At 68.8% G+C, this 21,741-nt stretch carries 27 protein-coding genes; 11 read left to right on the top strand and 16 right to left on the bottom strand.

The genetic code is table 11. The annotated features are described in order from the left end of the window. Nucleotides 1-6 precede the first annotated feature (6 nt). Nucleotides 7-249, bottom strand: coding sequence for a hypothetical protein (locus I5803_RS13340; protein ID WP_196986831.1), 243 nt, complete (start codon nt 247-249; stop codon nt 7-9). Nucleotides 250-391: 142 nt separating this feature from the next. Between I5803_RS13340 and I5803_RS13345 the strand changes: the two genes are divergently transcribed. Continuing rightward, nucleotides 392-973 carry an NnrU family protein gene (locus tag I5803_RS13345; protein WP_196986832.1) on the top strand — a complete coding sequence of 194 codons (582 nt, stop codon included), beginning with the start codon at nt 392-394 and terminating at the stop codon, nt 971-973. 164 nt (nt 974-1,137) lie between these two features. After that, nucleotides 1,138-1,338, top strand: a complete 201-nt coding sequence (locus I5803_RS13350; protein WP_196986833.1) for a hypothetical protein — start codon at nt 1,138-1,140, stop codon at nt 1,336-1,338. 17 nt (nt 1,339-1,355) lie between these two features. Here the strand turns inward: I5803_RS13350 and I5803_RS13355 are convergent, their stop codons facing one another. Continuing rightward, complete coding sequence (locus I5803_RS13355; protein WP_196986834.1) at nt 1,356-1,721, bottom strand: DUF4148 domain-containing protein; 366 nt, start codon at nt 1,719-1,721, stop codon at nt 1,356-1,358. Between the two features lie 319 nt (nt 1,722-2,040). Between I5803_RS13355 and I5803_RS13360 the strand changes: the two genes are divergently transcribed. Together I5803_RS13360 and I5803_RS13365 are read left to right on the top strand one after the other, a co-directional pair. Beyond that, nucleotides 2,041-3,210 carry a Fic family protein gene (locus tag I5803_RS13360; protein WP_196988561.1) on the top strand — a complete coding sequence of 390 codons (1,170 nt, stop codon included), beginning with the start codon at nt 2,041-2,043 and terminating at the stop codon, nt 3,208-3,210. Further along, complete coding sequence (locus I5803_RS13365) at nt 3,210-4,169, top strand: alpha/beta fold hydrolase (RefSeq protein ID WP_196986835.1); 960 nt, start codon at nt 3,210-3,212, stop codon at nt 4,167-4,169. The genes I5803_RS13360 and I5803_RS13365 overlap by 1 nt, the downstream gene beginning before the upstream one ends. On the opposite strand, the gene I5803_RS13370 is transcribed toward I5803_RS13365, so the two are convergent. The 4 genes from I5803_RS13370 to minC all read right to left on the bottom strand — a co-directional run bounded on the left by I5803_RS13370 (nt 4,147) and on the right by minC (nt 6,582). Continuing rightward, nucleotides 4,147-4,644, bottom strand: a complete 498-nt coding sequence (locus I5803_RS13370; protein ID WP_196986836.1) for an SRPBCC family protein — start codon at nt 4,642-4,644, stop codon at nt 4,147-4,149. The two genes, I5803_RS13365 and I5803_RS13370, sit on opposite strands and share 23 nt — an antisense overlap. A 75-nt stretch (nt 4,645-4,719) precedes the next feature. Continuing rightward, nucleotides 4,720-4,983 carry a cell division topological specificity factor MinE gene (minE, locus tag I5803_RS13375; RefSeq protein ID WP_196986837.1) on the bottom strand — a complete coding sequence of 88 codons (264 nt, stop codon included), beginning with the start codon at nt 4,981-4,983 and terminating at the stop codon, nt 4,720-4,722. 2 nt (nt 4,984-4,985) lie between these two features. Next, nucleotides 4,986-5,801, bottom strand: a complete 816-nt coding sequence (gene minD, locus I5803_RS13380; protein ID WP_196986838.1) for a septum site-determining protein MinD — start codon at nt 5,799-5,801, stop codon at nt 4,986-4,988. 25 nt (nt 5,802-5,826) lie between these two features. Further along, on the bottom strand, nt 5,827-6,582 hold the full coding sequence (gene minC, locus I5803_RS13385) for a septum site-determining protein MinC (protein WP_196986839.1): 756 nt from the start codon (nt 6,580-6,582) through the stop codon (nt 5,827-5,829). 158 nt (nt 6,583-6,740) lie between these two features. On the opposite strand from minC, the gene I5803_RS13390 reads away from it, so the two are divergent. Beyond that, the gene (locus tag I5803_RS13390; protein WP_196986840.1) at nt 6,741-7,196 is read left to right on the top strand and encodes a hypothetical protein; all 456 of its coding nucleotides are present in this window, start codon (nt 6,741-6,743) and stop codon (nt 7,194-7,196) included. Nucleotides 7,197-7,200: 4 nt separating this feature from the next. Here I5803_RS13390 and I5803_RS13395 read toward each other — a convergent pair whose 3' ends face one another. The 5 genes from I5803_RS13395 to I5803_RS13415 are packed head-to-tail and all read right to left on the bottom strand — an operon-like array spanning nt 7,201 to nt 11,505. Then, nucleotides 7,201-7,782 carry a UdgX family uracil-DNA binding protein gene (locus I5803_RS13395; RefSeq protein ID WP_196986841.1) on the bottom strand — a complete coding sequence of 194 codons (582 nt, stop codon included), beginning with the start codon at nt 7,780-7,782 and terminating at the stop codon, nt 7,201-7,203. Continuing rightward, nucleotides 7,782-8,459, bottom strand: coding sequence for a TIGR03915 family putative DNA repair protein (locus I5803_RS13400; RefSeq protein WP_196986842.1), 678 nt, complete (start codon nt 8,457-8,459; stop codon nt 7,782-7,784). Before I5803_RS13400 ends, I5803_RS13395 begins: the two co-directional genes overlap by 1 nt. A 1-nt stretch (nt 8,460) precedes the next feature. Then, nucleotides 8,461-9,471 (bottom strand): lysylphosphatidylglycerol synthase domain-containing protein, encoded by a 1,011-nt coding sequence (locus tag I5803_RS13405; protein ID WP_196986843.1) that lies wholly within the window; start codon nt 9,469-9,471, stop codon nt 8,461-8,463. Between the two features lie 4 nt (nt 9,472-9,475). Continuing rightward, entirely contained in the window at nt 9,476-10,714 is a 1,239-nt protein-coding gene (gene clsB / locus I5803_RS13410) for a cardiolipin synthase ClsB (protein ID WP_196986844.1), read from the bottom strand. A 23-nt stretch (nt 10,715-10,737) separates the two neighbouring features. Beyond that, nucleotides 10,738-11,505, bottom strand: a complete 768-nt coding sequence (locus I5803_RS13415) for an endonuclease/exonuclease/phosphatase family protein (RefSeq protein ID WP_196986845.1) — start codon at nt 11,503-11,505, stop codon at nt 10,738-10,740. 215 nt (nt 11,506-11,720) lie between these two features. On the opposite strand from I5803_RS13415, the gene I5803_RS13420 reads away from it, so the two are divergent. Then, nucleotides 11,721-12,269: an acyloxyacyl hydrolase gene (locus I5803_RS13420; protein ID WP_196986846.1), complete on the top strand. Its 549-nt coding sequence runs from the start codon at nt 11,721-11,723 to the stop codon at nt 12,267-12,269. A gap of 7 nt (nt 12,270-12,276) precedes the next feature. Here I5803_RS13420 and I5803_RS13425 read toward each other — a convergent pair whose 3' ends face one another. Beyond that, entirely contained in the window at nt 12,277-13,347 is a 1,071-nt protein-coding gene (locus I5803_RS13425) for a flavodoxin family protein (RefSeq protein WP_196986847.1), read from the bottom strand. 148 nt (nt 13,348-13,495) lie between these two features. On the opposite strand from I5803_RS13425, the gene I5803_RS13430 reads away from it, so the two are divergent. After that, nucleotides 13,496-13,951, top strand: a complete 456-nt coding sequence (locus tag I5803_RS13430; protein ID WP_196986848.1) for a hypothetical protein — start codon at nt 13,496-13,498, stop codon at nt 13,949-13,951. Between the two features lie 96 nt (nt 13,952-14,047). Here the strand turns inward: I5803_RS13430 and I5803_RS13435 are convergent, their stop codons facing one another. Then, complete coding sequence (locus tag I5803_RS13435; RefSeq protein ID WP_196986849.1) at nt 14,048-14,542, bottom strand: Spy/CpxP family protein refolding chaperone; 495 nt, start codon at nt 14,540-14,542, stop codon at nt 14,048-14,050. 224 nt (nt 14,543-14,766) lie between these two features. Here I5803_RS13435 and I5803_RS13440 point away from each other — a divergent pair, with 224 nt between their 5' ends. Beyond that, nucleotides 14,767-15,114, top strand: coding sequence for a hypothetical protein (locus I5803_RS13440; protein ID WP_196986850.1), 348 nt, complete (start codon nt 14,767-14,769; stop codon nt 15,112-15,114). Between the two features lie 25 nt (nt 15,115-15,139). Here the strand turns inward: I5803_RS13440 and cueR are convergent, their stop codons facing one another. Further along, on the bottom strand, nt 15,140-15,559 hold the full coding sequence (gene cueR, locus I5803_RS13445; RefSeq protein ID WP_196986851.1) for a Cu(I)-responsive transcriptional regulator: 420 nt from the start codon (nt 15,557-15,559) through the stop codon (nt 15,140-15,142). Then, the gene (locus I5803_RS13450) at nt 15,556-15,756 is read right to left on the bottom strand and encodes a heavy-metal-associated domain-containing protein (RefSeq protein WP_196986852.1); all 201 of its coding nucleotides are present in this window, start codon (nt 15,754-15,756) and stop codon (nt 15,556-15,558) included. The genes cueR and I5803_RS13450 overlap by 4 nt, the downstream gene beginning before the upstream one ends. Nucleotides 15,757-15,872: 116 nt before the next feature. Between I5803_RS13450 and I5803_RS13455 the strand changes: the two genes are divergently transcribed. The 3 genes from I5803_RS13455 (at nt 15,873) to I5803_RS13465 (ending at nt 20,654) form a co-directional block, all read left to right on the top strand. Further along, complete coding sequence (locus tag I5803_RS13455; protein WP_231402416.1) at nt 15,873-18,065, top strand: heavy metal translocating P-type ATPase; 2,193 nt, start codon at nt 15,873-15,875, stop codon at nt 18,063-18,065. 484 nt (nt 18,066-18,549) lie between these two features. After that, entirely contained in the window at nt 18,550-19,239 is a 690-nt protein-coding gene (locus I5803_RS13460; RefSeq protein WP_196986853.1) for a response regulator transcription factor, read from the top strand. Next, nucleotides 19,236-20,654: a sensor histidine kinase gene (locus I5803_RS13465; protein ID WP_196986854.1), complete on the top strand. Its 1,419-nt coding sequence runs from the start codon at nt 19,236-19,238 to the stop codon at nt 20,652-20,654. The genes I5803_RS13460 and I5803_RS13465 overlap by 4 nt, the downstream gene beginning before the upstream one ends. Here I5803_RS13465 and I5803_RS13470 read toward each other — a convergent pair. Beyond that, nucleotides 20,636-21,739 (bottom strand): alkene reductase, encoded by a 1,104-nt coding sequence (locus I5803_RS13470; protein ID WP_196986855.1) that lies wholly within the window; start codon nt 21,737-21,739, stop codon nt 20,636-20,638. The genes I5803_RS13465 and I5803_RS13470 overlap by 19 nt on opposite strands. Nucleotides 21,740-21,741 lie beyond the last annotated feature (2 nt).

Below are 21,741 nucleotides of genomic sequence, written 5' to 3' on the forward strand. Positions count from 1 at the left end.
CCCTTCTTACTTGTTCGTGTGCTGCCGGTCGTGGTGCGTCGTGTCGTGCTGGCCGCTCGGGCCGGCTGCCGTCGTATCGCCCGGCTTCTCCACGCGGCGGCCCATGCGGGTGTTGCGCCCGGTGGTCGGCCGCTGGAAGAACCCCTGCACGTCCGTCTTCAGCTTGTCCAGGCGTGTGACGTCCTTGGGCGGGTTGGTCTGGGCCCAGGCTTGCGCGTAAGCGCGGTCGAAAACGGCGGTGCAGGACATGTAGTGCTCCTAGTTCAGCCGAGTGTGAATGTCCGATCCTGGCGCGGCTGTAGGCCAACTTCCTGTCCAGTCGTCGGTGCGCGGCTGGCTCTGCCGTTTACGCCCATAATCCGCACCAATTCGAGTCACGAGGGGCGAAGCGATGGCAATCCTGATCCTGGGCTTGGTGATCTTCCTGGGCATCCATTCCACCCGCATCTTCGCGGACGGCTGGCGCACCTCCATGGTCGCGCGCATGGGGCTGTGGCCCTGGAAAGGCCTCTACACCGCCATCTCCATCCTCGGCTTCATCGTGCTGGTGATCGGCTTCCGGATGGCGCGGCGCGACACGATGGTGCTCTATTCGACGCCCTCCTGGATGCCGCACGTCACGGCGCTGCTGATGGTGTTCTCGATGATCCTCTTCGTCGCCGCGTACATCCCGAAGAACTGGTTCAAGGCGAAGTTCCACCATCCGCAGGTGTTGAGCGTGAAGACCTGGGCCGTGGCGCACCTGCTGTCCAACGGCGTCGCCGCCGACGTGGTGCTGTTCGGCGCCTTCCTGCTGTGGGCCGTCCTGAGCTTCAGCGCCGCGCGCCGGCGCGATCGGGCGAACGGCACGGTCTATGCGCCGGGCAATGTCATCGGCACGTCGATCACCATCGCGGCCGGTCTGGTCGCCTGGTCGGTGTTCGCGCTGCTGCTCCACGGGCCGCTGATCGGCGTGCGGCCGCTGGGGTATTGAAAGGACGACGGCGGGCCCGGGACCGGCTTGAGGGTTGCGGGGCACGACGCCCCCACCCCGGCCCTCTCCCAGGGGGAGAGGGAGTAATCGGGGCCACGTCTGACAACCGCTCGCCGCAAGCCGCTCCAAGAATGGTCGATCGCCATTCATCCAGGAGCACACCCATGAGCAAGAAATCCACGCCTGTCGAGTCCAGCGACGATGCACAGGCCCCGCAGTCCGGCAAGGTCGAGAACGACCACAACCAGCAGGGCGGCCAGGCGGCCACGCAGAAGAACGAGGGTCGCCGGACGCCCGAAAGCCGCCATGACCGGGAGTCCCAGGTCGGCGGCAACAACCAGTCGAAACAGCGCCAGGGGCGCTGAGTCGGCGGCTGGCAGGCTTACTGCGCGTTGGTCGGCGTGCCGGCCAGCTGCGTGCCGCGGTTGAAGCCGCGGCCGGTGGCTTGGGCGAAGTAGGCCGAGCCGCTGTCTTCGCTGTTCAGGGCGGCGACTTCATCGCGCGAGGCGACGTATTGCGCCACCACTTGCTGGCGGGTCAGGCCGCTCTTGAAGGTCTTGAGCGGGTTGTATTGCGTGGACCAGACGTTCACGCCGTTGGTCTTGTACTGCGCGAGTTCCGCCTGCACTTCCGCGCGGGTGCGCGTGCTGTTGAAGGGCGTGTGGTCGATGGTGATGTCGTCGGCGAAAGCGGTGCCCGCGAAGGCGGCGGTGGCGATGACGAGTGCGGATGCGATGTTGCGGTTCATGATTGAAAGTTTCCTCGAGCGTGATGTGAATCCGGGCATGGCGGCTTCGCTCAGCGCCGTCTGTCCAGCCTCGGTGAGTCTTGTTGTCTGGCCCATCGATGTTTCGCAGATGGCCCCATCCCGCCCACCCACAAGACGAGGTTTCGTGCACACGGCGTTTCGGAAATGGAAACAGTGGGGGGGCGCGCGCCGCGCCCTCCGGTTGCGCAATCAAAGTCGCAAAAGTATCGGCAAGATTTGAATAAATCCTTTGAATATCATATAGTTAGGCGTGCCTGCCAAGTCGCAAAAATTCGAGCTGTACGATCATCCCTCGCAGATGGAGCCGCTCCTGTCGGGAGAGGCTTCGCGCGGCCCCCTGCTGGAGCGCGCGCACGACCTGCAGCGTGCCGCGGACCGTTTGTCCGGCCTGTGCCAGCCCGACGCCCTGATCGATTTGCGGGCCCTGCTGCGCGCGATGAATTCGTACTACAGCAACAAGATCGAAGGGCAACACACCTTGCCGCTCGAAATCGAGCAGGCCTTGCACAACGATTTCTCGCAGGACCAGGACAAGGCGAGGCGCCAGCGCTTGGCCTTGGCGCACATGGCGACGGAAGAGCGGATCGAAGCGCAATGGCACGCCTGGTCGGATGACGATGTGTGGTCTGCCCGCATGGTGCGGGACATCCACCAGGATCTCTTCGCGCGGTTGCCCCCCGGAGATCGGCTCTTGCCGGAAGGTGCCGCGCTGGCTCCCGGCGCCCTCAGGGACCGCGAAGTTGCCGTGGGCAATCATGCTGCGCCGTCCTGCGCGGCCGTGCCCGCGATGCTCGATCGTTGGGGCGACTTTTATCGCGGCGTGCGGCGCGGGGAACTGCGCATCGTGGCGGCGTGCGCGTCCCATCAGCGCCTGGCCTGGATTCATCCGTTCAGGGACGGAAACGGCCGGGTGGCTCGCCTGCATAGCCATCTCGCGTTGGGCAAGTTGGGCCTTACCAATGGTTTCTGGTCCCCGTTGAGGGGCTTCGCCCGGACGCACGATGCCTACTACGCGAGGCTGGCTGCCGCGGATCACCCGCGAGCGGGCGACCTCGATGGCCGAGGCAACCTGTCGGAGCGTGCGCTGGTCGAATGGATTGCCTACATGCTGGATCTCTGTCTCGACCAGGTGCGCTTCATGACCGGCCTGCTGGACCTCGAGGGGATGAAGGCGCGCATCGCGGCGTGCCTGGCGTATGAGCACAAAGTCGTTGGCCAGGGCGTTCGCACGGAATCCCTGCGCGGGCTGCATTACCTGTTCGCGACGCAGTCGCAGCTGGAGCGCAGCGACTTCAAAGCTATGCTGGGCCTGGGCGACCGTTTGGCCACCGCGCAGGTCTCGGCCCTGCTCAAACGCGGGTTGCTCGCCACCGATTCCCCGCATGGGAAGCTCCGGTTCGGTGTCCCGCAGCATGCCTTGCGCTTCTACTTCCCGAATCTCTGGCCGGAAGCGGAGGGGAGCGCCTGATGAAGAATTTCCTGCTGCGTTGTCTGTTGCTCCTTCTAGGCGGCGCGTTCTTCTTCGGCCTCATCGGCCTCGTCCTCACCTGGGCGCCCGACGTCCCGGTGGAGCAGCTCACCGCCCGCTGGGCGAGGCCGCCCTCGCAGTTCATCGACATCAACGGGATGCAGGCGCACCTGCGCGACGAGGGACCGCACGACGACCCCGCGCCCATCGTGCTGCTGCACGGCACTTCCGCGAGCCTGCACACCTGGGAGGGCTGGGCGCAGGCGTTGCGCGAGAAGCGCCGCGTGATCCGCCTGGACCTGCCGGGCTTCGCGCTGACCGGCCCCAACCGCCAGGACGACTACTCCACCGCCACCTACGTCACCTTCGTGCGCGCCCTCGTGGACAAACTGGGCGTGCAGCGTTTCGTCATCGGCGGCAACTCATTGGGCGGGCAGGTGGCGTGGTCGGTGGCCGCGCAGATGCCCGATCGCATCGCGGGCCTGATCCTCGTGGATGCCAGCGGCTACCCACCCGAGTCCTTTGCCGGGCAGCGCTCGGTGCCGCTGGGCTTTCGCATCGCGACGACGCCGGGCCTGCGCACCGTCATGCAGTACACCCTGCCGCGCGGCGTGGTGGAGCGCAGCGTGCGCAACGTCTACGGCGACCCATCGAAGGTGACGCCTGAACTCGTGGACCTGTACATGGACATGACGCGGCGCGAAGGCAACCGCCGCGCGCTCGGCCGGCGCTTCGAGCAGGGCTACACGGCCGACGTGTCGCAGTTGAAGAAGATCACCGCCCCGACGCTGATCCTCTGGGGCGGCAAGGACAGGCTGGTGCCGGTGGAGGCGGGCCGGCGCTTCGCGAAGGACATCGCGGGCGCGAAGCTGGTGGTCTACGAGGACCTGGGCCACGTGCCGCAGGAGGAAGACCCCGCGCGCACCGTCGCGGACGTCAGGCGCTTCCTGGCGCCTTGAAGCCCCAGCTGCGGGTGTTGAGCACCTTGTCCAGCTGGGCGAGCATGTTGGTCCAGCCCTGCTTCGTGCGGTCGGCCATCACCTTCGCGGTTTCGTCGTCCCCCAGCTGGTGGGTCAGCACGAGGTCGCACATGGACGTGCCGAGCTGCACGATGTCGATGGTGACGCGCGTCGCCTGGTCCGCGTAGGGCTCGACACTGAAGTCGAACGCGATGCGGTGCGGCCGCTCCAGCTCCACGTAGACGCCGCGGTGCTGCGCGTCGAAGAAGCTCTCCTCGCCGTCCGCGGTGGGGCGACGATCGGTGACGGTGAATTCCCCGCCCACCACCGGGTTGATCTCGCAGTGCAGCACGTTGCCCGTGCGGGTCGCGAAGAGGAAACGGCCCGCCATCGCGGGGTTGACCCACGCATCGAAGACCTTGTCGGCGGCCACGTTGTAACGATGCGTGACACGCACGGTAATCGGTTCGGACATCTGCCGTTTATCGTGTGAGCGCTCGCCTCTGTCAAGACGAGCTTTGGTTGTCATGCTAACCGCGAGGCCATGGGGTCAGCGGGCGTCCGGCAGCTCGATCTTCACCTCCAGCACCTCCAGGTTGTCCTGGCGCTCCAGCTGGACCTTGATGTCCTTCGGGTCGATCTTGATGTACTTGCTGATGACGGCCACCAGGTCGCGCTGCAGCGCCGGCAGGTAGTCCGGCTCGGCGGCGTTGCGGCCGCTGCGCTCGTGCGCGAGGATGATCTGCAGCCGCTCCTTGGCGACGCTGGCCGTCTTCTTCTTTTCGCCGAGCAGGAAGGAAAGGAAGGAGCCCATCGTCACTTGCCTCCGAACAGGCGCTTCAGGAAGCCGGCCTTCTGCGCGTCCACGAAGCGCATCGGGACATCCTTGCCCAGGAAGCGCTCGATCACGTCCTTGTAGGCTTCCGACACGTCGCTGCCCTTCATGTGCACGGCGGGCGTGCCCTGGTTGGACGCCTGCAGCACCGTTTCGCTCTCGGGGATGACGCCGATCAGCTTGATGCGCAGGATGTCCTGGATGTCCTCCAGCGACAGCATCTGCCCCTGGTCCACGCGGTTCGGGTTGTAGCGGGTGATGAGCAGGTGCTCCTTGACGGGCTCCTTGCCCTCGATCGCGCGTTGCGTCTTGCTCGCGAGCATGCCCAGGATGCGGTCGGAATCGCGCACCGACGAGACTTCCGGGTTGGTCACGACCAGCGCCTCGTCGGCGAAGTGCATCGCCATCAGCGCCCCGGTCTCGATGCCCGCAGGCGAATCGCACACGATGTACTCGAAGCCCATCTCGCCCAGGTCCTTCAGCACCTTCTCGACGCCTTCTTTCGACAGCGCTTCCTTGTCGCGCGTCTGGGAGGCCGCCAGCACGAACAGGTTGTCGCACTGCTTGTCCTTGATGAGCGCCTGGTTCAGGTTGGCCTCGCCCTGGATCACGTTGATGAGGTCATACACCACGCGCCGTTCGCAGCCCATGATGAGGTCGAGGTTGCGCAGGCCCACGTCGAAGTCGATGACGGCCGTCTTGTGGCCCGCGAGCGCGAGGCCGGAGGCGAAGCTGGCGCTGGTGGTGGTCTTGCCGACCCCGCCTTTGCCGGAGGTGACGACGATGATTCGGGTCATATGGGGGATGTCCTTGTTGGAGGGTTCAAAGCGGGGTCATCACCAGCTTGCCGTCGCTGCCGCCGTCCAGCCGCACCTGCGTCGGCCTGGACCGCACGCTCTCGGGCAGCGGCACTTCGCTCGTGCGGTACACGCCGGCGATGGAGATGAGTTCGGGTTCGAGGCAGGTCGAGAAGATCCGCGCCTCGGTGTTGCCGCGCGCGCCGGCGATCGCCTTGCCGCGCAGCGGTGCGTAAACATGGATGTGCCCGTCGGCGATGATCTCCGCGCCGGCATTCACCATGGAGAGCACGACGACGTCGCGCCCGCGCGCGTAGACCTGCTGGCCGGAGCGCAGCGGCTTGTCGATGACGAGCGCGGAAAGCGCCACGGGCGGCGCGTCCGGCACTTTGTCTTGCTCCCTCTCCCCCTGGGAGAGGGCCGGGGTGAGGGCATCGGGTGTCGCGAGCATCACCACGTCATTGGCCACTGCCAGCCCCTGCGCCGCCGCGTCACGCATCTGCCCTTCACTCCCGCCCTTCACCGCCACCGGCATCACGCGATATCCCTTGAGCAGCTTCACCAGCTCCGCGAAGTCGACGTCCCCCTTGCCGCCCAGCGGCGCCAGGTCGACCACCAGCGGGTCCTGTTCGAAGAAGTCGGGGATGTCGCCGAAGCGCGCCGCGAGCTCGGTGGCCAGGGCGGCGAGGTCGTGGGACTTCAGCAGGAGGGATACCAGGGGAAGGTTCGCGCTCTTGATCTCGAAAGTGGCAGGGGCGCGTCCTGCGAGGGCAACGGTCATTGAATCGGCAAGGCTCGCACGGGGGAAGACGGGAGAAGGCGGCGCATCTTAACAGCCGCTCGCAGGCGGCGTCCTACAGATTCTGTTGCCAAATGCACCTGCCGCCGCGCTTCGTCGCGCCCACACTGGACATTCGCAACACATCCAAAGGAGTTGCCATGAAAGTCCATCACACGCCCGCCCATTGGGTCCTGGTCGCCCTGACGCTGGCCGCCCTGCTGCTCGTCCTGCGCGATGCGCATGGGCAGGGCGGTTCCGCCGCGGTCTTCGAGGGACGTCCCGCCCAGGCCGGCGCCAACGGCGGTCTGGGCGCGCAGGCGGGCATGCCGCAAGGCGGCATCGGCGTGCAGGGCACGGACGCCGCGCAGCGCAGCCTGCGGCTGGGCAAGCCCACGGGACTCGATGAAATGCGGCAGGCCAAACGCGAAGGCCTGGACATGGTGGAAGCCGCCGACAAGGACACCTCGATCCGCAAGGACATCGCCCCGGCACGCGATCGCAGCGTGGCGAAGGAAGAGCGCAGCAGCACGAAGAAGGTGGCCAAGTCCGCGAAGAAGACCTGGCGCCAGGCGCGCCACGGCACGATGCAGATCGACGCCACCGCCGAACGGTAAGGCCCTACGCCGCCTTCGACAGGTCCGCGACGAAAGCCGCGAACGCCGCTTCCCTGTCCTGCGGCGGGCCGCGCAGCAGCGCGGAAGGATGCAGCGTGATCAATACGCGGCGGCCGTCCTCCCTGTCCAGCCACTGGCCTCGGTTCGCAAGGACCGGCACCGCGCGCCCCATCAGGGAGCGCACGGCCGTCGCACCGAGCGCCACCAGCGCGCCGGGTTGCACGATGGCGATCTCGTCCTCCAGCCAGTGATGGCACGCCGCCGCCTCGCGTTGCGTGGGCGTCTTGTGGATGCGGCGCTTGCCGCGCAGTTCGAACTTGAAGTGCTTCACCGCGTTGGAGACGAAGCACTCGCCCCGGTCGATCCCCGCCTGCGCGAGCGCCCGGTCGAGCAATTTGCCCGCGGGCCCGACGAAGGGGTGCCCCTGCACGTCCTCCTGGTCGCCGGGCTGCTCGCCGACGAGCATGAGGCGGGGACGCGCCGCGCCTTCGCCGATGACGGATTGCGTCGCGTATTCGCCGATCGGGCATTCGCGGCACGCCATGGTGCGCGCCTTCAGGACCTTCAGCGACCCGGCCGCGCGCATCACACCGCCACGCGAGCCCTGTCCTTGTCGAACACGGCGCGGTAGCGGGCGAGCCACGCGTCCGGCGGTCCGTCGTACGAAGGCGCCGCGGTGCGCGCCACGCCCGGCGCCCAGTGCAGGCGCTCGCCATCCCATTCGACCGAACGCTCGGGAGAGAAGATGGCGAAGCGCACTTCCGGGGAACGCTTGGCGAACCACGCGGCGACGGTCTGGAGGATGTGATGTGTGGGCTCGTACCAGGCCAGCTGCAGGCCGCTGCCATCGGGCGCGGGAAGCAGGCGCAGCGTCGCCTTCATTTTGTGGATGTCGCGGCGCACCGATTGGGCCATCTGGTGCGCGTGCGACATGTCCGCATCCACCGGGTCGTGGCGCAGGCCGGGCTCGTGCACCAGCCGCCAGAGCAGGCGGTACAGCAGCGCGAAGCGCTCGGGGTCGTGGTGCAGCACCACCACCTCGCACAGCCGGAGGAAGGACGCGGGCACGATGGCGGAGGCCGCCTTGGGCACTCCCTGCGGCCGGCTGTCGGCGGCCGACACGGGGTCCGCGAAGAGGTCGCTGTTCTCCGCGCGGGCGGTGTGCCACACCACCGATTCGGGCGGCACCTGGTGCGCGAGCAGCACCTGGGACTCGTGGCGGAACCCCGCAAGGTCGGTTTCGCTGGCGAGCAGGGCTTCCATGTCAGGCGTCCTTGCGCCGCGCCGCGACGTAGCGCGGGTGGCGTTTTGCATGGATTTCCATGGCGAGGTACAGCAGCGACGCCGCCGCCAGCGGGATGATGTAGTAGATCGCGCGGTAGCCGAGCAGGGCGGCGATGAGCCGGCCCTCGGAGACCTGGTGCGACAGCAGCGCGATGAACACGAACTCGAACACGCCCAGGCCCGCCGGCACGTGCGCGATGACGCCGGCGATCGCGCCGACCAGCAGCACGGTGAGCACGTCGGTGTAGGCCACGCGCTGCTGCAGCAGCACATAGATGATGCCCGCCATCAGGCTCCAGTTGACGCAGGAGATGAACATCTGCAGCACGGCCATGCGCCACGGCGGCAGGTAGAACTCGTGGCCGCGCACGGTCCAGGTGTGGTCGCCCAGGCGCACGCACGCGATGATGTACGCGAGCGAGATCGCGACGAGCGCGGCGCCGGCCCACTGCAACCCGTGGTTGCCCATGTGCCAGCTCGGCGGCAGCGCGAGCGGGTGGATCAGGAACAGCAGGCCCGCGAGCAGCTTGTAGCCGAGCCAGTTGGTGAGCATGCTCATCGACACGATGCGCGTGATGACGCCCTTGCTCAGGCCGAGCCGCGAGTAGAGCCGGTAGCGAAAGCCCACGCCGCCCACGAGCGAGCCGATGCACAGGTTGAACGCGTAGCTCACGAAGTTCACGGCCATCACCGTGAGCGTGGGCAGGTCGTGTCCCGTGTAGCGCTTGCCGATCAGGTCGAAGCAGCTGTAGAGCAGGTGGCTCGCGACGGCGAGCCCGCACGCGATGAGCAGCGCGGGCACCGGCGTGCCGCGCAGCGAGTCCAGGATGTCGTCCCAGTCGAGGTTCTGCGCGTAGTGGTACATCAGCACGCCCACCGCGATGAAGAACGCGAGCGTCATCACGCGCTTGGCCCAGGTCCACCACGAGGTCGGGCGGGCCGGCTCGGTGTCGATCAGGCCGTTGCGGGGCAAGATGCGTGCGGCAGTCACGGCATCAGTCCTTCGGCCCGTGCGCGTAGGCGTGCTGCAGCCGGTCGCCGAGCGCCGGCAGCAGGCGCGGCACGTGCCGCGGCAGCCACGAGGCCCAGCCCGGATACAGGCGGGTGAAGTGGTAGGCGACGAAGCTCTGCACCATCTTCCAGCCCCTGAGCGGGCCGAGCTGCTCGCGGCTCACGCAGTTGCAGCTGTTGCGCATGAGGTGGTGCAGCCGCTCGTACAGGGTGCGGTTGAATTGGCGGTCGCGGATGATCACGTTCGCCTCGAGGTTGAGCGCGAGGCTGAGCGGGTCCAGATTGCTGGAGCCGACGGTGGCCCATTCGTCATCCATCAGCGCGACCTTGCCGTGCAGCGGCCGGTCGCAGTATTCGTGCACGTGCACGCCCGCGGCGAGCAGGCGGTGGTACAGCATCTCGGCGGCGGTTTTCACGATGGGCATGTCGGGCTGCCCTTGCAGGATGAGGTGCACCTCCACGCCGCGGCGCGCGGCGCGCCGCAGCTCGCGCATGAGCCGGTAGCCGGGGAAGAAGTAGGCGTTGGCGATGACCACGCGGCGCTTGGCCGCGCGGATGGCGATGCGGTAGTGGCGCTCGATGTCGCTCGCATGCTCGCCGTTGTCGCGCACCACGAGCATCGCGGCGGCCGTGCCTTCGGGCGGCACGTCGTTCGCGTTCGCGCGCAGCCCGCGCCGGTGCCGCCACCAGTGGCGCATGCGCTGGTAGCGCTGGCCCTGCGTGAGGGCCGTGTGGGCGAAGCGGTGGATCTCCGCGACCAGCGGCCCGCGGATCTCCACCGAGTAGTCCTGCTTCGCCTCGGGGCCGAAATCGCCGAGATGGTCGGCCGAGTAGTTGATGCCGCCGACGAAGGCCACCGCGCCGTCGACGACCACGATCTTGCGGTGCATGCGGCGGATCATGTTGAAGCGCCAGCCGAACAGGCGCTTGCCCGGATCGAACACGTGGATGCGCACGCCCGCTTCGGCGAGCGTGGAGAGGAATCGCTCGGACAGGTCGGGCGAGCCGAAGCCGTCGATCGTGATGTCGACCTGCACGCCGCGCCTCGCGGCCGCCACGAGCGCCTCGTGCAGCTGCAGGCCGACCTTGTCCTCGAACAGGATGAAGGTTTCGAGCAGCACTTCCTTTTGCGCATTCGCGATGCACGCGAAGACGCGGGGGAAGAACTCCTCGCCGTTCTCCAGCAGCTGGATGTCGTTGCCCGGGATCCATTTCGGGCTCATGGTCTCGCCGTTCACGTGGTGCCTCACAGGTGGATCTCCGCGACGAGGGGCGCATGGTCCGACAGGTGCGACCACGGGTTGCGCGGCAGCACGACGGGCAGGTGCACCGAGGCGTTGCGGACGTAGATGCGGTCCAGCGCGAGCAGGGGAAAGCGCGCCGGGAAGGTCTTGGCCGGCTCGCCGTAGGCGGTCACGAACACTTCCTTCAACCCGGCATCGCGCCAGAGGACGTCGTGCGCGCGGCGGCGCCAGTCGTTGAAGTCGCCCGCCACGATCAGCGGCGCGCCTTCGGGGATTTCGGTCTTGATGATCTCGCACAGGAGCTGAAGCTGCTGCTGCCGGTGCGATTCCGCCAGGCCCAGGTGGACGCAGATCGCGTGCACGTTCTGCTGCGCGCCGGGCATCTCGAGTTCGCAATGCAGCATGCCGCGCTTCTCGGGGCCGAGGATGGACACGTCGTGGTTCTGGTGGTGCACGATCGGGTACTTGGACATGATCGCGTTGCCGTGGTGTCCCTTGGGATACACCATGTTGCGGCCGTACGCGAACTGCGGCCAGATGCTGTCCGCGAGGAATTCGTATTGCGGCGCGTCGGGCCAGTTCTCGACACGGCTGCCGTGTTCCTCGTGCGTGCCGAGCACCTCCTGCAGGAAGACCACGTCGGCCCCGACCTTGCGCACCGCTTCGCGCAGTTCGGGCAGGATGAACTTGCGGTTGAAGGTCGTGAACCCCTTGTGCGTGTTGACCGTCATCACGGTCAGCGGGGGCGTGCTCGCCGCTGTGTCTGTCATGGCAGTGTTGTCTCTTCTCGGTGAGGTGAAATCTGTTTGTACTGACGGGCAGGAAAGCGAGGTGTAGGACGGCGCGCCCAGTTCCGGTCCCCGTGCGCTGATGCGGGCGCCCTTCGCATGCGCCGCATTTCCGGGCGCGGATGTAGGACCTGCGCTGCGCGCAACGCAGGCGGCTGCCGACACGGCTTGTCGCATCCGTGCGTAAACTGTGGCTCATGAATATCGCCAAATCGCTGTTGCTCGCGGTAGGGATGTCCGGCCTGCCCTTCCTCGCGAACGCCGAACCGAGTGCGCCCAAGGGTGTGTTCGTCGAAGGCGCCGGGGCCGAACACGGTACCTACAGCGCGACGGTCGGCGCCTTGTGGCTGTGGGGCTGGACGCGCGACACCTGGGCAGGCGAGGTCTCGGGCATCTCCGAGGTGTGGGTGAGCCACTGGAGCGCGCGGGCACCTGCGGGGGGACGCGACAGCTTTTCGCAGATCGGCATCCAGCCGCTGCTGCGCCTGCGCTTCGACGGCGGCAATTCGCTGTGGTTCATGGAAGGCGGCGTGGGTCTGTCGTACACCGACGTGATGTACCGCACGCAGGGCAAGCAGTTCAGCACGAAGTTCAACTTCATCGACAGCATCGGCGTCGGCCGCAGCTTCGGTCCCGACCGCAAGCGCGAGGTGAGCCTGCGCATCACGCACTTCTCCAACGCGAGCATCAAGCGGCCGAACCCCGGCGAGAACTTCCTGCAGCTGCGCTACGCGATCCGGTTCTGACCCCCGGTCACTTCGGGCGCGGGTTCTTCAACTGCGCACCGGGCTGGCTGAGCTTGCCGGCACGCAGGTCCTGCACGGCAACCGACACACTGCGCGCCACATTGCGCACTTCCTCCTGCATCGCCTCGTTCGCATCCAGTGCGTCGTGGCTGGTCGCGTAGGGCTCGAAGTAGCCGATGTACCGGTCCAGCCGCGCATAGTGGCCCGCGTCGACCAGCCCCATCCAGTCCAGCCAGTCGCAGATCGCGCGGCGCACCGAGTCGATCCCCGCGACGTCGCCGTGCACCACGACACCGTAGGTCCTGCCCGCAAGGTGCTTGGGGTAGTCCCATCCCTTCAGTTCGATGTCCTTCGCCTCCTGCGCCTTCTTGCCGTGCGTGGAGCTCGGGTCCGGGTTGCCGCCGTCCGCGCAGACGAGGCGGTCGATCATCAGCTTGAGCGGGCTGGCGGCCTGGTACCAGTACACCGGCGTCATCAGGATCACGCCGTGCGCCTTCACCCACATCTCGTAGATGTCGTTCATCCAGTCGCCGGTCTGCCGCAGCGAATGGTTGGGGTAGCAGCTGCACGGCCAGTGGCACAGCGGCATTGCGGTGGAGACGCAGCCCTTGCAGGGGTGGATGTGGCGGTCGTAATCCGAAGTGATGCGGCTGAGGTCGAGTACTTCCACCTCGATGCCGTCGGCCTCCAGGATCTCGCGTGCCAGCTGGACCAGGCGGAAGGTCTTGGAGATCTCGCCGGGGCAGGTCCCGTCGTTGCGCGACGACCCGCATACCAGCAGCACGCGCGAAGGGGTGGAGGGCCGCGACCAGGCGTCCTGCGCGGCGACCAGCTTGTCGCGCGCGGCACGCCAGTCGATGGAAAGGTCGTAGTCGGGGTCCGCGAAACCAGGACCCGCCTTCTGCGTGACGGGCGCCTTGCGGCCGTCTTCGTACGCGTCCCACGCCAGCTGCTCGAGCCGCGCGATCGCATCTTTCTCCTGCCGGTAGACCGGGTCGAAGAAGGCCTGCATGAAGAGCTCGTGGAACGCGTCGCGCGCCACATGGCCGGGCGCCTGGCCTGTTCGGATCGTGGTCATGCGGCCAGTCTAGGTCTTCGCGCGCGTTCCGTGTGCGCGTGCATGGCTGAGCATCGAGGTCCTACAGGGGCAGGCGCGGCTGTCCGATGCGGCAGGCGATGCGGGCGGCCTAAGGTGATTTCACTCCAAGCAAAGCAAAGGAATCCACATGACAAGCAACAAGACCCCCGTTTATCTCTCCGTCCTGATGGCCGGCCTGCTGGCCGCGGGCGCGCACGCCCAGAGCACCAGCGCCGCGGGCAACTCCGACCTGCCCCCGAAGGCCGGCGAGGCGAGCACGCAGACCATGGGCGCGCCGAACGCCAAGACCACCAATGAAACCGCGAGCGAAGCGCCCGCGATGTCCAAGGATTCGATCCGCCAGGACGCTCAGGGCCGCGACTCCGCATCGGCCACGACGCGCGTGCCGGGCAAGGCCGGCGAAGCCAGCACGATGGTCCAGGGCAAGCCCAACGCCAACAAGCAGGTCGCGGCCAAGACCCGTGACGAAGTGCGCGGCCAGCTGCTGGCCAGCCGCCAGACCTACCAGGACAACCTGCGCGCCATGCGCAGTGCCGGCGTGAAGACCGACACGGAGCTGATGGCGACCACGACGACGCGCTGACCGCGTCCGCCGGGCCGGGCATAAAAAAAGCCTGCGCCCCGAAAGGGGTGCAGGCTTTGCCTTGGGCGGCGACAAAGGGGCGCGAGCCCCGCGGACTCAACCCTTGTGGTGGCGCTCGCCGTGGCGACGGCCGCGCGCGGTCTCCGCATCGAAGACCTTTTTCTGTTCCGGCGACAGGGTCGCATAGAACGCCTTGGTGGCGTCGGCGCGCTTGTCCATCTCCGCCATGCGGGCGCTGCGCATCGCGCGCATGCGGTCGATGCGCTCGGGCGTCGTGAGCTTCTGGAACTCCTCGCGGTTCGGGCGCTGCATGTTCGCCGGCGGCTTCATCGCCGTGGTGAAGGCGGTCCAGGCGCTCTCCTGCGCGGGGGTGATCTGCAGCTTCTGCTTCAGCGCAGCCTGGCGGCGCGCCATGCGTTCCTGCATCTTCGCCGGATCGAAGCGGCCGTGGTGCTCGCGCATCCCGCGGTGTTCGCCTTGCATCTGGCCGGGCCCGCCCTGGGGCGCCGGGGCGGCGGGCGTTTGTGCGGCGGCAGCGAAGCCGAGCGCCATCAGGCTGGCGGCGATGAGGTGCTTGGGGGCGTATTTCATATCGGTGGCTTCCTTCCTGTGAGGGCCGGCAGGCCGGTATGGCTTGCAGGTTGGGAGCCAGTGTGGCTCGGCCATGTAACCCCGCCATGGACCCTGCGTCACGGCTGTGTAAAGGTGAGCCGCCAATGTGGGAGACCACCTACCGGAAATCCGCCTCCCGGGCCACAGCCGCGCTTCCCCCGTTCGCCGACCATGCGGGCAGCACATTCGGCAAGGAGCCCGCCATGAAGTACCCCACGACCGTCCCCACCCTGCGCCTCGCGGTGGCGGCCGCCGCGTTCGCAGCCGTCGGCGCATTCGCCCAGCAGGCCACGCCGCCGGTGATGTCCGATGCCGAGCCGCTGCCCGCCAACGACCGCGGCAGCGTGGGCGCCATCGTCCTCGACAAGGCGCCCGTCCGCGCCCAGCGTGACCGCGATTTCGAGCAGGCGGCGGAAAAGTCGCCCGACCGGCGCAGCGGCCTGCTGCGCGCGACGCTGCGCGACAGGACGAAAACGGATCTCGACCAGGACCGGCAGGACGCGGAGGTGAACCTGCAGCGCCGCGGCGTGGGCAGCATCACGCCGAAGTGAGCCGGCGCCGGCGGCCCGGGGCAGCTCAGCCCGTGTGCAGCCCCGACAGGTCGTCGAGGATCGGGCAATCCGGCCGGTCGTCCCCATGGCAGCAATGGATCAGGTGCTGCAGCGTTCGCTGCATCGCCTGCATGGCCTCGATGCGCTGCGTCAACTCGTCGGCGTGGCGCTGCGCCACCTTGCGCACGCTGCTGCTCGCGCGGCGGCGGTTGTGCCAGAGGCTCGCGAGCTCCCCGATGTCGTGCATGGAAAAGCCCAGGTCGCGCGCGCGGCGGATGAAGCGCAAGGTGTGCACTTCGGCTTCCGTGTACTGCCGATAACCGGCTTCGGTCCGGCCCACCTCCGGCAGCAGCCCGAGGGATTCGTAGTGCCGGACCATCTTGGCCGACACGCCCGACATCTGGGACGCCGTGCCGATGTTGACCGGCCAGGCGGTCGTGCTCATGCCGCCGCCACCTGGTAGCCCTCCTGCGCGATGGCGCGGGCGACGGCCTCGCGCGGCTGGTCCGTCTCCACCTGCACCTTGCCCGTCGCGAGGTCGACCCGCACCCTGGCCGCGGCGTCGAGCGCCTTGACGGCCTGGGTGACGGCACGCTCGCAATGGCCGCAGCTCATGCCTTGCACGTCGAATGTCTGGTTCATGTCGGTTCTCCGGGTTGCGTTGAAACAAGGATAGTCTGATCCTTGACACCATGGGAAGGTCAAGCCGTCAACCCTGCCGTTGACCTTGACATCATGGGAAGGCGCATGCTTCGCACATGGACACTTCAACTGCCTCCACCCTGGACCTCGGCATCGGCGGGATGACCTGCGCTTCCTGCGTCACGCGCGTGGAACGCGCGCTCAGGAAGGTGCCCGGCGTGCAGGACGCGAGCGTCAACCTGGCGACCGAAACCGCGCGCGTCGTCTACGCCGGCGATGCGAGCGAAGCACGCCTGCGCCGGGCCGTGCGCGACGCCGGCTACGAGCCGCGCGAACAGGACGCGCTGGACGAAGCGCCGGCGTCGCCCTGGGCGGGCTTCCTGCCGGTGGGGACGGGCCTGCTGCTGTCGCTGCCGCTCGTCGTTCCCATGGGCGGCGAGCTCCTGGGCCTGCACTGGATGATGCTGCCGGCGTGGCTGCAGTTCGCGCTGGCGACGCCGGTGCAGTTCGTGCTCGGCGCGCGTTTCTATCGCGCGGGCTGGCATGCGCTCAAGGCGGGCACGGGCAACATGGACCTGCTGGTCGCGCTCGGCACCACGGCCGGCTGGGCCCTGTCCGTCTGGCTGTGGCTGGCGGGCGCGGGCGAGCACCTGTACTTCGAGGCGTCCGCCGTCGTCATCACGCTCGTGCTGCTGGGCAAGTGGCTGGAGACGCGGGCGAAGCGCCAGACCACCGCCGCGATTCGTGCGCTGCACGCGCTGCGCCCCGAGAAGGCGCATGTGATCGCCGCCGACGGCAGCGAGAGCGACCTGCCCGCCTCCGAAGTGCTGGCCGGCGACCGGTTGGCGGTGCGCCCAGGCGAACGCATCCCGGCGGACGGCCTGGTGCTGGAGGGCCGGACGCAGGTCGACGAATCCATGCTCACCGGGGAGCCGCTGCCGCAATCGCGCGGCGTGGGCGCGAAGCTCACGGGCGGCACGATCAACGGCGACGGCCGGGTCGTGCTGCAGGTGACGGCGGTCGGCGCCGAAACCGTGCTCGCGCACATCATCCGCCTGGTGGAGGACGCGCAGGCGGCGAAGGCGCCGATCCAGCGGCTGGTGGACCAGGTGTCTGCGGTCTTCGTGCCGGTCGTGATCGCCATTGCGCTCGCGACGCTGGCGGGCTGGCTCGCGATGGGCGCGCCGCTGGAAACGGCGCTGATCCGCGCCGTCGCGGTGCTGGTGATCGCCTGCCCCTGCGCGCTGGGCCTCGCCACACCCGCCGCGATCATGGCCGGCACGGGCGTCGCCGCGCGCCACGGCATCCTCATCAAGGACGCCCAGGCGCTCGAGCTCGCGCATCGCGTGGACACCGTCGCTTTCGACAAGACGGGCACCTTGACCGTCGGGCGCCCGCGCCTCGTGGGATTCGCCGCCGCGCCCGGCGTCGACGAGGCGCAGGCGCTGTCCGCCGCCGCGAGCCTGCAGGGCGGCAGCGAGCACCCGCTGGCCCGCGCGGTGGTGGCGCTCGCGCAGGAGCGCGGCGTGCCGATGACGCCCGCCACGGACGTGAGCGCGGTGGCCGGCCGCGGGACGCAAGGCGACGTCGCGGGCAGGCATGTGCTGATCGCCAGCCTGCGCTGGATGGAAGAACTCGGCGTGCCGCCGGGCCCGCTGGAAGCGCAGGCGCAGGCCTGGCGCGGCGCCGGCTCCACCCTGTCCGCGTTGCTCGTGCAGCGTGCCGAAGGCCTGGCCCTGGAGGCGCTCATGGCCTTCGCGGATGAACCCAAGCCGGAGGCCGCGCAGGCGCTGGCGGGGTTGCGGGCGCGGGGCCTGCGCCTCGCGATGATCTCCGGCGACAACCGGCCCGCCGCGCTCGCCATGGCGCATCGCCTCGGGCTGCGCGACGACGAGGTGATGGCCGAAGTGCTGCCTGGCGACAAGGCCGCGCGCGTCGCGCAACTGCGCGCCGATGGACACGTGGTCGCGATGGTCGGGGACGGCGTCAACGATGCGCCCGCGCTCGCCGCCGCCGATGTGGGCCTGGCGATGGGCACGGGCACCGACGTCGCGATGCACGCGGCGGGCATCACCCTGATGCGGGGCGACGTGGGCCTGGTCGGCGCCGCGCTGGACATCTCGCGCCGCACCGTGGGCAAGATCCGCCAGAACCTCTTCTGGGCCTTCGCATACAACGTCGCCGGCATCCCCCTGGCCGCGCTCGGCTACCTGAACCCGGTGCTGGCGGGCGCGGCCATGGCGCTGTCCAGCGTGAGCGTGATGACGAATGCACTCCTGCTGCGGCGGTGGCGGGCGGGGAGTTCTTAGGCGAGTCGGTGGGGTGTGATGGAGACGCGCTGGGTCGCGTCAGGCGGTACCCGGTGGAGGCTCATGCTGTGGCGGTTTTGCTTCGCAAAACTCCCCTGGGATTTGCGGGCTGGGGGCGGGCCGCAAAAACTCGCTTCGCTGCGCTCTCGCTCAAACACTTGCGGCCAGTCAGTTCACGAAGCGCGCAAGCGCGCCCGCCCCCAGCCCGCAAATCCCAGGCGCCACAGAAGTCGCCCCCACCGGGTACCGCCTGACGCGACCCGGAGAGTGGCATTCGGGGGTTCAAAGCATGCGGGCACGCCACCCCTCGGGTCGTGGCAGGCCATGGGCGCAGGAGCGAAACCCAGCGGTGTTTTTGCGAAGCAGAAACCGCCACAGCATGAGTGCCTGTCGGCTACCGCCTGGCGCGACCAGCGCGCGCAACGAACCCCGCGCAACCAGCAATTTAAGCTTCGCCAAAGAAATCGCGGCGTATGCTTCGCCGATGCGAATCCTGCTCGTGGAAGATGACGCCGTCCTGCGGGACGTGATGCTGCGCAGCCTTGCCGATGCGGGGCACCGGGTCGACCAGGCCGGCTCGATGGAGGAGGCCGCGCACTGGTGGCGCGTCCAGCCCTTCGATGCCGTGTTGCTCGACCTGAACCTGCCCCTCTCGTCCAACCCGCGCAGCGGCCTGGGCAACGGCCTCGTGCTGCTGCGGGACGCCCGGGCGCGCGGCGACCGCACCCCGGTGCTGGTGCTCACCGCCCGCGACCGCACCGAGGAGCGCATCGCCGGCCTGGACGCCGGCGCGGACGATTACCTCGGAAAACCCTTCGACCTCGCCGAAGTCGAGGCACGACTGCGCGCCCTCGTGCGCCGCACCCAGGGCACCGAAGACCGCGTGGAGCTCGGGCAGCTCACGCTGGACCGCAAGGCCCGCCGCTTCTTCCTCGGCGGCCAGCCCTGGGACCTGCCCGCGCGCGAGTTCGAGGTGCTGTGGGAACTCATGACGCCCCCCGGCCACGTGGTGAGCAAGAAGGTGCTCTCGGACAAGCTCTCGCAGGCCGACGCGGCCCTGGGCGACAACGCGCTCGAAGCCTTCGTCTCGCGCCTGCGCAAGAAGCTCGCGGACAGCAGTGTCGGCATCCGCACGCTGCGCGGCCTCGGGTATGTCATCGAGGAAAATGGATGATCCTGGCGCCCGGCGGCAAGCCGTCGCTGCGCAGCCGCCTCATGCGGCGCGTGGTCGTGCCGCTGGTGGTCACCTGGGCGCTCGGGTCGGGCATCGCCCTGGCCGTCGCCAACTACTTCGCCGGGGAAGCCTTCGATCGCGCGTTGCTGGATGACGCGCACGCGGTCGCCGCGCACGTGCGGCGCGCGCAAGGCGCGCTGGAACTCGCGCTCTCGCCCGCGGAGATGCGCACCCTGCTGTTCGACCAGACCGAGTCCGTCTACTACGCCGTATTCGCCGCCGATGGCCGGCTGATCGCCGGGCAGGCCGACCTGCGACCGCCGCCGCTGCCCGAGGGCGTGCCCTGGCAATACGCCGACTTCGACCTGCGTGGACGCGAGCTGCGCGGGGTGAGCCTGCGCCGCACCGACCCCGGCCCGTTCACCATCGTGATGGCGCAGACCTCCGCGAGCCGCACGCAGCTGCTGCATCGCATGCTCGTGTTCTCGGCGGTGCCGCAGGTGCTGCTGCTGATGACGCTGGTGCTCTTCCTGCGCCGCGTGATCCACCGCGACCTGCAGCCGCTCGCGCAACTGCAGCAGACGGTGGATGCGCGCAGCGCGAGCGACCTCGCGCCGGTGCCGCGCAGCGTGACCGCGGGCGCCACCACGCGCGACGTCGAGCGCCTCGGGGTCGCGCTCAATTCGCTGCTGGAGCGCCTTGCGCGCAGCATCGAGGCGCAGCGCGAATTCGCGGGCAACGTCGCGCACGAATTGCGCACGCCCCTGGCCGGCATCCGCGCGCAGGCGTCCTACGCGCTCAAGCAGGAGTCGCCCGCGGTGTGGCGCGAGCAGCTGCAGGGCATCGCCCAGGGCGAGCAGCGCGCGAGCCACCTGGTCGACCAGCTGCTCGCGCTCGCGCGGGCGGACGAAGCGAGCGCGGCGCTTTCGATGGAAGACGTGCCGCTGCACGACGTCGTACGGCGTGTGCTGCTGCGCTACCTCGCGCAGGCCGACGCAGCCGGCATCGACCTGGGCGCCGAAGGCCTCGACGAGCCCGCGCACGTGCACGCCGACGCCGCGCTGATCGAAGGCATCCTGGGCAACCTGCTGGACAACGCGTTTCGCTATGGCCGCTCGGCGCAGCCGCGGGTGACCGTCTCGGTCGCGCGCGACGGCGCGGACACCGTGTTGTGCGTCACCGACAACGGGCCGGGGATGAGCCCCGACGAAGCGGACCAGCTGCTGCGCCGGTGGTCGCAGGGCGCGAGCGGGCAAAAGCTCGGCGCGGGCGCCGGCCTGGGCCTGGCCATCGTGCAGCGCTACGCGCAGCTGATGGGCGCGACCTTCAGCCTGCTGCCCGGGCCGCAGGGCGCCGGGTTGAGCGCGGCGGTGCGCTTCTCGCCGCCGCCCCCCGGTCAGGCCAGCGCCGGATAGTCCGTGTAGCCGTGCGCGCCGCCGCCGTAGAAGGTGGCCTTGTCCGGCTCGTTCAGCGGCGCATTGCGGCGCAGGCGCTCCACGAGGTCGGGGTTCGCGATGTAGGGCCTGCCGAAGGCCACGAGGTCCGCGCCCTTCGCGAGCGAAGCCTCCGCGAGCGCCTTGTCGTAGCCGTTGTTCACCATCCACGCGCCCTTGCCGCCGGCGGTGCGATAGGTCTCGCGCAGCTTCGCGTAGTCGAAGGGCCGCTCCTCGATCACGCGCGGCCCGCCGGTGGCGCCTTCGATGATGTGGATGTAGGCCAGATGCAGCGGGGCGAGCTCGCGCATCAAGTACTCGAAGAGCGGCTGCGGGTCCGCGTCGTTCACGTCGTTGGCCGGCGTGACGGGCGACAGGCGCAGGCCCGTGCGGCCGCCGCCCACTTCGCCCGCGACGGCGCGCACGACTTCCAGCATCAGGCGCGCGCGGTTCTCGATGGAGCCGCCGTAATCGTCGCGGCGATGGTTGGAGCCCGTCTTCATGAACTGGTCGAGCAGGTAGCCGTTGGCCCCGTGGATCTCCACGCCGTCGAAGCCGGCGGTCGTGACGGCATGGCGGGCCGCATGGCGAAAGTCGTGCACGATGCCGGGCAGTTCGGAGGCGTCGAGCGCGCGCGGCTCGGAGGTCGGCGCGAACGAGCCCACGCCGTCCTGGATCAGGTAGGTCTTGGTCCTGGCCGTGATCGCGGACGGCGCGACGGGCTTCTGCCCGTCGGGTTGCAGCGCCGTGTGCGACACGCGGCCCACGTGCCACAGCTGCACGACGATGCGACCCTTGCGCTCGTGTACCGCATCGGTCACGCGTTTCCAGCCGTCGAGCTGGTCGGTGCCGTACAGGCCGGGCACGTCCGCATAGCCCTGGCCCTGCGCGCTGATCGCGGTGGCTTCGGTGATGAGCAGGCCCGCGCTCGCGCGCTGCGCGTAGTACTCGGCCATGAGGGGCGTGGGCACCGCGTTCGGCGCGCGGTTGCGCGTGAGCGGCGCCATGACGATGCGGTTGGGCAGGCGCAGGCTGCCGACGCTGACGGCGTCGAAGAGGCTGGTCATCG

Source organism: Caenimonas aquaedulcis, from assembly GCF_015831345.1.
GTDB classification, from domain to species: Bacteria; Pseudomonadota; Gammaproteobacteria; order Burkholderiales; family Burkholderiaceae_C; genus Ramlibacter; species Ramlibacter aquaedulcis.